The sequence below is a fragment of the Streptomyces sp. NPDC008139 genome, from assembly GCF_042957025.1.
In the GTDB taxonomy this organism is placed as follows: Bacteria; Actinomycetota; Actinomycetes; order Streptomycetales; family Streptomycetaceae; genus Actinacidiphila.
In genome coordinates, this window is the sequence record NZ_JBIBHM010000004.1 from 328,680 (window position 1) to 341,405 (window position 12,726).

A 12,726-nucleotide genomic window follows, 5' to 3' on the forward strand; every position below is an offset into this window, starting at 1 on the left:
GTCATAGGCGTACGGAGCGGCCCCGGATCACCAGGTCAGGCCGCCACCCATGACGATCCTTCAAGGGGGACACCGTGAGTCGCTCAGGCGCACACGGCAGCAGGATGGGCATCGCGGCGGCTATGGGCGGTTGGAGCGCCCGGCACCGCTGGGCGGCGGTGGGCGGGTGGCTGCTCTTCGTCATCCTGGCGATGTTCATCGGACAGTCGGCGGGCCGGGTCGACCTCGACCAGGACAAGTCGATGTCCGGCGAGATCAACCAGGCCGCCACGATCAAGGAGAACGCCGGGCTCAAGAGCGCGGCGGGCGAGATGGTGCTGATCCAGGCCAAGGGCTCGGGTCACGCGACCGACCCGGCCTTCCGTACCGCGGTCGCCGATGTGATGACCGCGGTCAAGGGCACAGGCAAGGTCACCGCGGTCACCTCGCCCTATGACACCAAGGCCGTCTCCGCCGACCAGCGTTCGGCGCTGGTCCGCTTCGACATGCTCGGCCTGGCGGACGACGCGCCCGACAAGGTGCAGCCGGTCATGGACGCGGTGAAGAAGGTCCAGTCACAGCACACGGACCTGCGGATCGAGGAATTCGGCGACGCGAGCGGCGGGAAGGTGCTCAACGACGCCTTCGGCAGCGACTTCAAGACCGCCGAGTTCTCCGCCGTGCCCGTGGCACTGGGCATCCTGCTGATCGCGTTCGGCGCGCTGGTCGCGGCGCTGCTGCCGGTGGCGCTGGCGATGACGGCGTTCATGGCCGCGGGCGGTGTGGTGGCGATGGTCAGCCACATCATCCCGATGAGCGACACCGCCAACTCCGTGATGCTGCTGGTCGGCCTGGCCGTCGGCGTCGACTACTGCCTGTTCTACCTGCGCCGCGAGCGTGAGGAGCGGGCCGCGGGGCACGACGGACAGACCGCGATCAAGATCGCGGCGGCCACCTCGGGGCGGGCGATCCTGATCTCCGGCATCACCGTGATCGTGGCCATGGCGGGCATGCTCTTCACCGGCATCGGTGACTTCAAGGCGATGGGCCTGGCCACGATGATCGTCGTCGCCATCGCGATGTTCGGCTCGGTCACCGTGCTGCCCGCGCTGCTGTCGCTGCTCGGCCACCGGGTCGAGAAGGGCCGCATCCCGTTCCTGAACCGCGGCCGGAAGAACACCGCCCGGCGCGCCGCCAACCCCAGCAGCCGCTTCTGGAAGACCGTCCTGGGCCCGGTGCTGAGCCACCCCAAGACCGCCACGGTGATGGCGGGCGGCGCGCTGCTGGTCATCGCGCTCCCCGCCTTCGGCATGAAGACCGCGAATCTGTCGATGCCGCAGGAACTGGGCAGCAAGCTGCCGATCATCCAGACCTACGAGCACATCAACGAGGCGTTCCCCGGCGGTCCCGACCAGGCCAACGTGGTCGTCAAGGCCGACGACATCAACGCCCCCGCGGTCAAGAAGGCCATCGCCGCCTTCCGCGCCGAGGCGGTGTCCTCGGGCGCCAGCAAGGGCCCGGTCACCCTGACCGTGCACGCCGCGCAGAACGTCGCCCAGATCGACGTACCGCTGGCCGGCGGCAGCGACCGCGCCAAGGCCCAGGACAACGTGCGGACGCTGCGCGACCACGTACGGCCCGACACGCTCGGCAAGGTCGACGGCCTCCAGGCGCCGGTGACCGGCGGGACGGCCGGGTCGATGGACTTCACGGCCAAGATCACCAGCAGTGTGCTGCCGGTCTTCGCCTTCGTGACCGTCTTCGCCTTCCTGCTGATGCTGCTGTCCTTCAGGTCGCTGACCATCGCGCTGACCTCGATCGTGCTGAATCTGCTCTCGGTGGGCGCGGCCTACGGCATCCTGTCCGCGGTCTTCCAGCACGGCTGGGGCGCGTCGCTGGTGGGCGCCACCGGTACGGGTGCGGTGGTGGCCTGGCTGCCGCTGTTCCTCTTCGTGATCCTGTTCGGGCTGAGCATGGACTACCACGTGTTCGTGGTCTCCCGGATCCGCGAGGCCAAGGTGCGCGGGATGAGCACCCGCGGCGCGATCGAGCACGGCATCACCACCACCGCGGGCGTCGTGACCAGCGCCGCCGTCATCATGGTCGCCGTGTTCGCGATCTTCGGGACGCTGTCCATGCAGAGCATGAAGCAGATGGGTGTCGGCCTGGCCTTCGCGGTGCTCATCGACGCGACCGTCATCCGCGGGGTGCTGCTCCCGGCCGTGATGACCCTGCTCGGCGAGCGCAACTGGTACCTGCCGCGCTGGATGCACCGGCTGCCCGACATGACGCACGACGAGTCGACCCTGGCCCCGCCGCCGGTCGCCGCGCTGCCGGAGGAGTCGTACCGGGACCAGGTGCCCGACCGGGTCTGATCCCCGACCCGGTCTGATCCCCGACCGGGTCTGATCTCCGGCCAGGGGCCGGGCTGGACCCCGGGACCTGTTCCCGGGGTCCGGCCCGGCCCGCCTCGACCTGGCGCGAAAATTACCTCGGAAATTTCGGACCCCGCGTTTCTCCGCAGGTCACGGAGCCCCTGTCCCGCCCGGGACGGGGGCTCCGGCGCGTCCCGGGCGTTGCTCCGGGCCCCTTTTCCGGGCTCGTTGTCAGTGGGCGGGCCTAGTGTGGAAAGCGTGACCGTGAGAGAGAGCGAAAGCGCCGGGAGCGGTACCGCCCTGGCTGCCGACGAGGTGGAGCTCCGTCTTGAGGAGCACCGGGCAGAGCTGACCGGCTACTGCTACCGCATGCTCGGCTCGGTGTTCGAGGCCGAGGACGCCGTGCAGGAGACGCTGGTCCGCGCGTGGCGCGGGCAGCGCGGCTTCGAGGGGCGGGCCTCGTTCCGCTCCTGGCTGTACCGGATCGCGACCAACGTGTGCCTGGACAGTCTCAACGCGGGCAAGCGCCGGGCCCGCCCGATGGACCTGTCCCCCGCGTCGCACGCCGACGCGACGCTGCCCGCCGCCTCCCCGGAGAGCGTCTGGATCGAGCCGGTGCCCGACATCCGCGCCCTGCCGTCCTCCGGCGACCCGGCCGATGTCGTGGTCTCCCGCGAGACGATCAAGCTGGCCTTCGTCGCCGCCCTCCAGCACCTGCCCGCCCGGCAGCGGGCCGTACTGATCCTGCGCGAGGTGCTGGCCTGGAAGGCCAGCGAGACCGCGGAACTGCTCGGTACGACGGTGGCGTCCGTCAACAGCGCGTTGCAGCGCGCCCGCGCCACGCTCAGCGAGGCCGGGGTGAGCACGGCGGGGGCCGACTACGCCAAGGCTGCCGCGGCGGCGCCGATGGACGAGGCGCAGGAGAAGCTGCTCGCGCGCTATGTCGACGCCTTCGAGCGCTACGACCTCGATTCGCTGACCGCCCTGCTGCACGAGGACGTCACGCTGTCCATGCCGCCGTACGCGCTCTGGCTCCAGGGTCACCAGGACATACGCGACTGGTTCCTCGGCACCGGTATCGAGTGCAAGGGCTCTCGGCTGCTGCCCGTGTGGGCGAACGGATCGCCCGGCTTCGGGCAGTACCGGTCGAACGGCCCGGAGGGCGGCCACCACCCGTGGGCGCTCCAGGTGCTGGAGATCACCGACGGCCGGATCACCGGCATCAACGCGTTCCTCGACACCGCGCACCTATTCCCGCTTTTCGGCCTCCCACTCGAACTGCCCCGCTAGCCCGGCGAGTTCGAGCAATTCGCGGAGTTCCGCGGTGGCGCCGCGCAACCGCACGGTGTGCCCGGTCCTGTGCGCGGCCAGCCCCAGCCGGGCGAGCGCGCCGATGGTGCCGGGCGCGCCGCCGGGGAGCCCGGTCACGTCCACGACCAGGGGCTCCGTCGGGCCGGGTGCCGCCGTCACAGTCTTCTCCGCCTCTCCTGGACCTGGCCCCCGGACGGGCCTTCATGGATACCGACCGGCCGGACGGCCAGGAATCATCGCTCCGCGCCCGACGTATTCGGGCGTATTCACGGCGCATTCTCAGCCGGTGACGCGCGTTCAGGGGGCGCGCGGATGCGACACTGGCCTAGTTCCGCGCCGTTGACCGATGCTGTCGGCATATGCGGTACGGAAAGCGGCACGTCGGTGGGGCGGCGCGTGACACGGCGGGGGCGTACGGGGGGCGCGGGCGGGCGCGGCGGTACGGGACAGTGGACGATTCGGGACTGCGGGCGATTCGGCGAAGGGTTCGGGTTTCGGCATGGCGGACACGAGGGTGTTCACGCGGGAGCGGGCGCGGGCGGTGCTGGATGCCGCCGGGCATCACGAGGCCGAGCTGCTCGCCTTCGGCGAGAACGCGGTCTACGCCGCCGGGCGTCTGGTGATCAAGATCGGCCGCAGCGCCGACCTGCTGGAGCGGGCACGGCGCGAGGTCCGCACCGCCGACTGGCTGGCCAAGCACGATGTGCCTGCCGTGCGCTCGGCGGAGTCCGAGGTGCGGCTGGTGGACGGCCATCCGATCACGTACTGGCAGCGGCTGCCCGATCCGCTGCGGCCCGCGGAGCCCGCCGATGTGGCGCCGCTGCTCCTGCTCGTGCACGCGCTGCCCGAGCCGGACTTCGGGCTGCCGCCGCGTGAGCTGCTCGGCGGGGTCGAGCGGTGGCTGCGGCTGGCCGGGGACGCGATCGATCCGGCGGACGCCGCGTATCTGCGCAATCGGCGCGACGGTTTCGCGACCGCCGCGGCCGAGCTCGTACCGCACCTGGAGCGCGGGCCGATCCACGGGGACGCGCTGCCGCGCAACGTGCACATCGGGCCCGACGGGCCGGTCCTGGTCGACCTGGAGACCTTCTCCTCCGACCTGCGCGAGCACGACCTCGTCGTCCAGGCGCTCAGCCGTGACCGCTACGGGGTGCCCGCGGCGGCGTACGACGCCTTCACCGCGGCCTATGGCTGGGACGTCACCGAGTGGCCCGGCATCACCGTCCTGCGCGGTGCCCGCGAGACCGCCAGTTGCGCCTGGGTCGCCCAGCACGCCCCCGCCAGCCAGGCCGCACTCAACGAATTCCGCCGCCGGGTCGCTTCCCTGAGAGCCGCCGACCCCACCGTCCGCTGGTACTCCTTCTAACCCCGCCCGCCGCCCCCGGTGGCCCGGCACGCCGCCGCGGCGGTCTTCAAGGAAGGCGCCGCCTTCCCCCACCCCGTCACCCTCCGCACGACACCCAGTTGACCGGTCCGCCCGGGAGACAGCGCCTTCCGCATCCCGCCATCCGGCAGCCATTCGGCCAGCCGCCGTCCCCGCGCCAGCTCTCTGCCGTGCGGCAGCGGCCAGTTGGCCGGACCCCGTTCGCCCACCGGACGCGGGGAAGGCAGCGCCTTCCCCAAGCACGAGCCCCGGCCCGGAGAGCCGCTCACCGCTCACGCAGGTGAGCCGAAGAGGCAGTGCCTTCCCCAATCCGCCGCCGCGGCGGGACGCGAAACGGCGGGATCCGGCGGTGCCGAACTCACCCCAAGCGCGGGCTCCGGCGCGGCGGGGCCGGGGAATCGCGACGGCAAGGGGCCGATGGCACGCGGAGGGGTGTGGGGGGCGGGACGCGCGTTGGCGGGGGACCGCCCCGGAGGGGTCAGGCGGCGGAGACGCGCAGCGGCCAGGCGCGGTCGATGGAGGCGTCGGCAGACCCCTTGCGGCGGAGCCAGGAGGCGAAGTCCTCGGCCCAGTCGGCGTACCAGCCGCGCTGCTCGTCGTAGAGGTCCCAGAGGTCGGCGTCGGCGACCTGGGGGTAGCGGGCGGCGAGGGCGCGGGCGACGCGGACGGCGGCGAGGGCGTCGGCGCCCGCTTCGTGCGCGCCGTCGAGGACGACACCGTAGACGCCGCAGGCGGCCTCCAGGGTGCGCTTGCCGCGCCGGTACTTGTCGAGGGCGCGGTCCATCACCAGCGGGTCGAGCACGGGCCCCGGGCGGGCACCGGGAACGGCCAGCGGCGGCAGCGCGTACCGCCGCAACTCCTCGTCCAGAAGGGTGAGATCGAAGGGCGCGTTGTAGACGACGACGGGCACCCCGGCCGCCCAGTACCCCCGCAGGGCGTCGGCGATCTCGGCGACGACCTCCGGCGCCGGGCGCCCCTCGGCCGCCGCGCGGGCGGTGCTTATGCCGTGGATGGCGGTGGTCTCCTCGGGAATGGCGACGCCGGGATTGGCCAGCCACGCCCGGTGCCGTACCGGCTCCCCGTCCTTCACCTCGGTGACCGCCGCGGTCACGATCCGCGCCTGGCGCGGATCCGTCCCCGTCGTCTCCAGGTCGAACCCGACCAACAGCTCCTCATGCCATGCCATGGCGAGCATCCTTCCCACCCATTTCCCCGTAACCCCCGTGTGCCCTGCCATCATCGCGCGGACCACTGACAGCGCCGGACGGCGGGGTTCCGTTTACCGGGGCGTCCCCGCCCCTCCCCCGGAGGTCACGACACGGGACGGGAATCCGTCCAGATGCCCTCGAACTCCTCGCGGTAGACCTCGAAGAGCCCGTGTTCCGCGGGCCCTTCCTCGGCGACCACCTGCCGGGACCCGCCGCGCAGCAGCAGCACCGGCACCTCCATGCCGCGGGCCCGCCGCAGATAGGACTGCACGACGGCCAGGCCGTCGCCGGTGTCGCCGTCGACGAGGTAGGCGGTGAAGCGCGGGGTCTCGTCGAAGACCCGGATCTCGAAGGCGTCGGGGTCCCGCAGCCGGGCCCGCACCCGGCGCATGTGCATGATGTTCATCTCGACCGACCTGGCCAGCTCACCGCGCCCCAGGCCCAGTTCCCGCTCGCGGCGGCGGACCGTGCTGCTCGCGGGGTTGAGGAAGAGCAGTCTGACCCGGCAGCCGGACTCGGCGAGCCGCACCAGGCGCCGCCCCGAGTAGTTCTGCACCAGCAGATTGAGGCCGATGCCTATCGCGTCGAGCCGGCGCGCGCCGGAGAACAAGTCCTCGACGGGGAGCTGCCGTTGCAGCCGCACCCGGTCCGGGTAGACGCCGATGACGTCGGAGTAGCGGTCGGCGACCAGGTCCTCGACGGCGTCCACCGGCAGCCGCTGCGCGGCCGTACGGGCGGGTCCCGCGCCCAGCAGCTCCAGCAGCTTGGCGGCGGCCCGCTCGGCCTGGTCCAGGACGGTCCTGGACAGCGCCCGGTTGCGCGAGACGACGTGCCGGGCCACCTCCAGCTCGTCCAGGGCGAGTTCGAGGTCACGGCGGTCGTCGAAGTACGGCTCGAAGCACGGCCAGTGCTGGACGACCAGTTCGCGTAGCTGGGGCAGCGTCAGAAAGCTGAGCACATTGTCGTCGGCGGGGTCGAGCAAGAAGCCCTTACGGCGGCTCACTTCCCGTACGGCGACGGCCCGTTGCACCCATTCGTGCCCGGCCGGGCCCGCCGCGGCGACCACCCACTCCTCGCCGTGCACGGGCTCGTAGATCGGGCGCAGCACCGCGTTGACGACGGAGCGCAGGCGCTGTTCCACGAGGTTCAGCCATACGTAGGCACGCCCGGCGCGCGTGGCGCGCGTGCGCACCTCCGACCAGGCTTCCGCGCCCCAGTCCAGCTCCGCTCCGATCTCCAGCGGCTGGGCGAGGGTGACCGCGCTCTGCACCGCCTCAGCGGCGGCACCGTCCGCGACCTGACGGTCCTCCTGATCTCCACCACCCGGGAGCATCAGACCTCCGGACGTCTCCACGCCACCCGCCTCCCACCCCCGTCCACGATCAAGGAAGGGTACTGCGGTGCAGGGTGCCCCGCAGCCCTGTTGACCCTACTTGACTACTACCGGACAAGCTCATCACCCTTGCGGTAGCTGGCTGTTGTGGCTTTGTCACCCTGGGGTGGACCAGGTGGGAGGATGCACCTTCGGCAACGAATTCGGCAACGAATCTGGCCGGGTGCGCGGAATCGGTCCGCGCTCTCCCGGTCCGGGAGTGGAAGAGTCACGAGATGCAAGTCTGGCCGGGTCAGTCGTACCCCCTGGGTGCCACCTTCGACGGCGCGGGCACCAACTTCGCCGTCTTCTCCGAGGTGGCGTCCCGTATCGAGCTGTGCCTGCTGCACGACGACGGGTCGGAGACGGCCGTCGAGCTGCGCGAGGCGGACGCCTTCGTACGGCACGCCTACCTGCCGGGGGTGATGCCGGGTCAGCGGTACGGCTTCCGGGTGCACGGGCCCTACGACCCGCCCCGCGGCCACCGCTGCAACTCCGCGAAGCTGCTCCTCGACCCGTACGCCAAGGCGATGAGCGGCAGCATCGACTGGGACGAGGCGGTCTACGGCTACCGCTTCGGACAGCCCGACTCGCGCAACGATCTGGACTCCGCCCCGCACACCATGACGTCCGTCGTGGTGAATCCGTACTTCGACTGGGCCGACGACCGCGCTCCGCGGATCGATTATCACAAGACCATCATCTACGAGGCCCACGTCAAGGGCCTGACGATGACTCACCCGGGTCTGCCGGAGGAGATCCGCGGCACCTACGCGGCGCTGGCTCACCCGGCGGTGATCGGCCATCTGGTGGAACTCGGGGTGACGACACTGGAGCTGATGCCGGTGCATCAGTTCATCCAGGACCACCGTCTGGTGGACGCGGGCCTCGCGAACTACTGGGGTTACAACACCATCGGCTTTTTCGCGCCGCACCATTCGTACTGCTCGCTGGGCGACCGCGGGCAGCAGGTGCTGGAGTTCAAGACGGCGGTCCGCGCGCTGCACCGGGCCGGGATCGAGGTGATCCTGGACGTGGTCTACAACCACACGGCCGAGGGCAGCCACCTCGGGCCGACGCTGTCGCTGCGCGGTCTGGACAACGCCTCGTACTACCGGCTCGGCGGCGACAAGCGGTACTACACGGACACCACGGGCACCGGCAACAGCCTGCTGATGCGCAGTCCGCACGTCCTCCAGCTCATCATGGACAGCCTGCGGTACTGGGTCACCGAGATGCACGTGGACGGTTTCCGCTTCGACCTCGCCGCCACGCTGGCCCGGCAGTTCCACGAGGTGGACCGGCTCTCGTCCTTCTTCGACCTGGTCCAGCAGGACCCGGTGGTCTCGCAGGTGAAGCTGATCGCCGAGCCGTGGGACGTCGGCGAGGGCGGCTACCAGGTGGGCAACTTCCCGCCCCTGTGGACCGAGTGGAACGGGAAGTTCCGCGACACGGTACGGGACCTGTGGCGCGGCGAGAGCGCCACGCTGGCCGAGTTCGGTTCCCGGCTGACCGGTTCCTCCGACCTCTACCAGGACGACGGCCGCCGCCCGTTGGCCTCGGTCAACTTCGTCACCTGCCACGACGGTTTCACGCTGCGCGACCTGGTGTCGTACAACGACAAGCACAACGACGCCAACGGCGAGAACAACCGTGACGGCGAGAGCTTCAACCGGTCGTGGAACTGCGGCACGGAGGGGCCGACGGAGGACGAGAAGGTGCGGTCGCTGCGCGGGCGGCAGATGCGCAACTTCCTCGCCACGCTGATGCTCTCGCAGGGCGTGCCGATGATCTCGCACGGCGACGAGTTCGGCCGCACCCAGAAGGGCAACAACAACGTCTACTGCCAGGACAACGAACTGGCGTGGGTGTCCTGGCCCGGCAAGCCGGACGACGGCGGGCCGAACGACGAGGCGCAGCAGTTGCACGAGTTCCTGCGCACGATGGTGTGGCTGCGGCGCGACCACGCCGTGTTCAGGCGGCGGCGCTTCTTCCACGGGCGGCCGGTCGAGGGCACGCACGACGAACTGTCGGACATCGCCTGGTTCACGCCCGAGGGGCAGGAGATGGCGCAGCGCGACTGGCAGGCGGCGCACGCCAGGTCGATGTCGGTCTTCCTCAACGGCAACGCGATCTCCGAGCCGGGGCCGCGCGGCGAGCCGGTCACCGACGACTCGTTCCTGCTGATGGTCAACGCGGCGCCGAAGCCGCAGGAGTTCGTGGTCCCGGTCAACCACGGCATGGAGTGGCAGCTCGTGGTGGACACCCGGTTGGCCGAGGGCGTCCCGCCGGGCACCGGCCAGCGCGTACAGGCCGGGGACCGGGTGGAGCTGGCCGACCGCAGCATGGTGGTGCTCCAGCGGCCGGCGCTGTAGCGGCCCGGCGGCGCGGCCGGTGCCCCGCGTGTCGGCGGCGCGGCCGGCCTGCCACGGGGAAGGACGGGCCGCTTTCGGCGATACGGACGGCGTCCGGGGAGACCCGGGCGCGTTCGGCCGCTTCCCGGCCGAATCCGGGGTAGAGAAGACCTCATGACCGGACTTCCCGTGACGCCCTCCGCCACCTACCGGGTGCAGGTGCAGCCCGGCTTCACCTTCGCCGACACCGCCGCGCACGTGCCGTACCTGGCCTCGCTCGGCGTCTCGCACCTGCATCTGTCGCCGATCCTCGAAGCGGTGCCCGGCTCCACCCACGGCTACGACGTGGTGGACCACTCCCGGGTACGCGAGGAGCTGGGCGGCGAACAGGGCCTGCGGGCGCTGTCGCACACCGCCCGCGAGCACGGCCTCGGCCTGATCCTGGACATCGTCCCCAACCACATGGCGGTGCCCGCGCCCGAGCACCTCAACGGCCCGCTGTGGGAGGTGCTGCGCGACGGTCCCGGCTCCGCGTACGCCGACTGGTTCGACATCGACTGGGCCGCACTGGGCGGCAAGGTGCTGCTGCCCGTGCTGGGCGACCCCCTGCCCGACGTCCTCGGGCAGCTCTCGGTGGTCTCCGACAAGCGCGCGGGCGGTGAGGTGCTGCGCTATTACGACCACCGGTTCCCGCTGCGGCCGGGCACGGAGAATCTGCCGCTGCCGGAGCTGGTGGAGGCGCAGTGGTACCGGCTGGCGTACTGGCGCCAGGCCCGCACCGAGCTGAACTACCGCCGCTTCTTCACGATCTCCGACCTGATCGCGGTCCGCGTCGAGCGGCAGGACGTCTTCGAGGCCACCCACGCGACCGTGCTGCGGCTGCTGCGCGAAGGGGTCGCCGACGGGCTGCGGATCGACCACCCGGACGGACTCGCCGACCCGGCGGGCTATCTGCGCCGCCTGGCCGAGGCCGGCGACGGGCGGTGGACGGTGGTGGAGAAGATCCTCCAGCGCGACGAGGCGCTGCCCGCCGACTGGGCGTGCGCGGGCACCACCGGGTACGACGCGCTCGACCGGATCGACGGGCTGTTCACCGACCCGGCGGGCGTCGCCGAAGTGACCGGCTTCTACCGGGAGTTCACCGGCGTCGAGGACAGCCGCGGCGGCCGGTGGGAGCCGACCGCGCGGCGCGCCGCCCACCGCATCGTCGGTCATGACCTCGCCGCGGAGGTCTCCCGCCTGGCGGCGAGCGCGCAGCGGGCCCAGCACCCTGGCACGGGCGGCGGGGCCGAGGGGGCGGCCGGGCCGGTAACAGCCGAGCACCTGGAGACCGACCCTTACACGGCGCCTTATGCGACGGCCGTGCTGGAGGAGGCGCTGCGCGAGCTGCTGGTCCGTATCCCGGTCTACCGCCCGTACGTACGCCCCCGCACCACGGCGACGCCCGGCGACACCATGATGGTGACCAAGGCCGCCTCCAGGGCGGCGGAAAGCGCCGGCTGGCGGCTCGCACCGGCGATCGGCCTGCTGCGGGACCTGGCACTCGGCCGCCCGGCCGAGGGAGCGACGGTGCCCGGTGAGGACGCCGACGACTTCGCCGTCCGCTTCGCGCAGGTCGCCTCCGCGCTGCACGCCAAGTCCGTCGAGGACACCGCCTTCTACCGCTACTCGCCGCTGCTGTCGCTGTGCGAGGTCGGCCGCAGCCCGGCGCATCCGGCGACGGCCCCGGAGGAATTCCACGCCTATTGCGCGCGGATTCAGCGCGACCACCCCGGTACCGGCACCGTCCTGTCCACGCACGACACCAAGCGCAGCGCCGACCTGCGGCTGCGGCTGGCCGTCCTGTCCGAACTCCCCGACGCCTGGCGGGAGTGGATGGGCGCCCGCGAGGCCCGCGCCGAGCGGTCCGACGACGCGCCCGCGCCCGACCGGCACACCGCGTACACCGTCTTCCAGACCGGTGTCGGCCTCGGCTTCTGCCAGCCGGACCGGCTGGTGCCCGCCGCGCTCAAGGCGGTCCGCGAGGCGGGCCTGCACACCTCGTGGACCGAGCAGGACGAGGCGTACGAGAAGGCCGTCACCGACTTCACCGAGCAGGGCCCGTGCGGCGCGGGCGTCCACGACGTCGGCGAATTCGTCAACTCCCTCGCCCCGTACGCCGATGCCAACGCGCTCGGCGCGGCGCTGGTGCACCTGACGATGCCGGGGGTGCCCGACGTCTACCAGAACACCGAATTCCCGGTGTACACCCTGGTCGACCCGGACAACCGCGGCCCCATGAACGGGCCGGTCGGCGGGACCCAGCGGTTCGGCGTCGACCGCACCCTGGACCGCCTGCTGGACGGCGCCGCGCCGGGCTCCTTCGACGAGGCCAAGCTGCGGCTGACCGCGGTGGCGCTCCGGCTGCGGCGCGACCGCCCCGAGTGGTACGGCCCCACCGCCTCGTACATCCCCCTCGTCGCGCAGGGTCCGGCCGGTGACCACTGCCTCGCCTTCCTGCGCGGCGGCTCCGCCCTCACCGTCGTCACCCGGCTCTCCGCCCGCCTCGCCGCGGCGGGCGGCTGGCGCGAGGCGTCGCTGCCGCTCCCTTCGGGCCGCTGGCACGACCGCCTGGGCGGCGGGACGTACGAGGGCGCGGCCCCGCTGGCCGAGTTGCTGGGCCGCAGCCCTGTGGCCCTGCTGACCCCGGAGGAGTGAGCGCGGAGAGGTGAGCCCGGCGGGCTGAGCCGCCCACGCCCGCTCC

8 protein-coding genes are annotated in these 12,726 nt (G+C 71.9%); 5 read left to right on the top strand and 3 right to left on the bottom strand.

The genetic code is table 11. The features are described from left to right. Positions 1-104 precede the first annotated feature (104 nt). Both ACFZBB_RS10380 and ACFZBB_RS10385 read left to right on the top strand, forming a co-directional pair. Complete coding sequence (locus tag ACFZBB_RS10380) at positions 105-2,354, top strand: MMPL family transporter (protein ID WP_391120143.1); 2,250 nt, start codon at positions 105-107, stop codon at positions 2,352-2,354. A gap of 258 nt (positions 2,355-2,612) precedes the next feature. Next, entirely contained in the window at positions 2,613-3,644 is a 1,032-nt protein-coding gene (locus ACFZBB_RS10385) for an RNA polymerase subunit sigma-70 (RefSeq protein ID WP_391119830.1), read from the top strand. Here the strand turns inward: ACFZBB_RS10385 and ACFZBB_RS10390 are convergent. After that, positions 3,603-3,824, bottom strand: a complete 222-nt coding sequence (locus tag ACFZBB_RS10390; protein WP_188280389.1) for an STAS domain-containing protein — start codon at positions 3,822-3,824, stop codon at positions 3,603-3,605. The two genes, ACFZBB_RS10385 and ACFZBB_RS10390, sit on opposite strands and share 42 nt — an antisense overlap. A gap of 340 nt (positions 3,825-4,164) precedes the next feature. Between ACFZBB_RS10390 and ACFZBB_RS10395 the strand changes: the two genes are divergently transcribed. Beyond that, positions 4,165-5,031, top strand: a complete 867-nt coding sequence (locus tag ACFZBB_RS10395) for a phosphotransferase (protein WP_391119832.1) — start codon at positions 4,165-4,167, stop codon at positions 5,029-5,031. 496 nt (positions 5,032-5,527) lie between these two features. Here the strand turns inward: ACFZBB_RS10395 and ACFZBB_RS10400 are convergent, their stop codons facing one another. Both ACFZBB_RS10400 and ACFZBB_RS10405 read right to left on the bottom strand, forming a co-directional pair. After that, the gene (locus tag ACFZBB_RS10400; RefSeq protein ID WP_391119834.1) at positions 5,528-6,235 is read right to left on the bottom strand and encodes an exonuclease domain-containing protein; all 708 of its coding nucleotides are present in this window, start codon (positions 6,233-6,235) and stop codon (positions 5,528-5,530) included. Positions 6,236-6,360: 125 nt separating this feature from the next. Then, positions 6,361-7,590 (bottom strand): SAV2148 family HEPN domain-containing protein, encoded by a 1,230-nt coding sequence (locus ACFZBB_RS10405; RefSeq protein ID WP_391120145.1) that lies wholly within the window; start codon positions 7,588-7,590, stop codon positions 6,361-6,363. Between the two features lie 275 nt (positions 7,591-7,865). On the opposite strand from ACFZBB_RS10405, the gene glgX reads away from it, so the two are divergent. Further along, positions 7,866-10,004 (top strand): glycogen debranching protein GlgX, encoded by a 2,139-nt coding sequence (gene glgX, locus ACFZBB_RS10410; RefSeq protein ID WP_391119836.1) that lies wholly within the window; start codon positions 7,866-7,868, stop codon positions 10,002-10,004. A 153-nt stretch (positions 10,005-10,157) separates the two neighbouring features. Then, positions 10,158-12,680, top strand: coding sequence for a malto-oligosyltrehalose synthase (gene treY / locus ACFZBB_RS10415; RefSeq protein WP_391119838.1), 2,523 nt, complete (start codon positions 10,158-10,160; stop codon positions 12,678-12,680). Positions 12,681-12,726: the final 46 nt, after the last annotated feature.

Coding starts and splice junctions, on each gene's coding strand:
- ACFZBB_RS10400 (WP_391119834.1), bottom strand. CDS start 6,235: ATGGCATGGCATGAGGAGCTGTTGGTCGGGTTCGACCTGGAGACGACG.
- ACFZBB_RS10380 (WP_391120143.1), top strand. CDS start 105: ATGGGCATCGCGGCGGCTATGGGCGGTTGGAGCGCCCGGCACCGCTGG.
- glgX (WP_391119836.1), top strand. CDS start 7,866: ATGCAAGTCTGGCCGGGTCAGTCGTACCCCCTGGGTGCCACCTTCGAC.
- ACFZBB_RS10395 (WP_391119832.1), top strand. CDS start 4,165: ATGGCGGACACGAGGGTGTTCACGCGGGAGCGGGCGCGGGCGGTGCTG.
- ACFZBB_RS10405 (WP_391120145.1), bottom strand. CDS start 7,590: ATGCTCCCGGGTGGTGGAGATCAGGAGGACCGTCAGGTCGCGGACGGT.
- treY (WP_391119838.1), top strand. CDS start 10,158: ATGACCGGACTTCCCGTGACGCCCTCCGCCACCTACCGGGTGCAGGTG.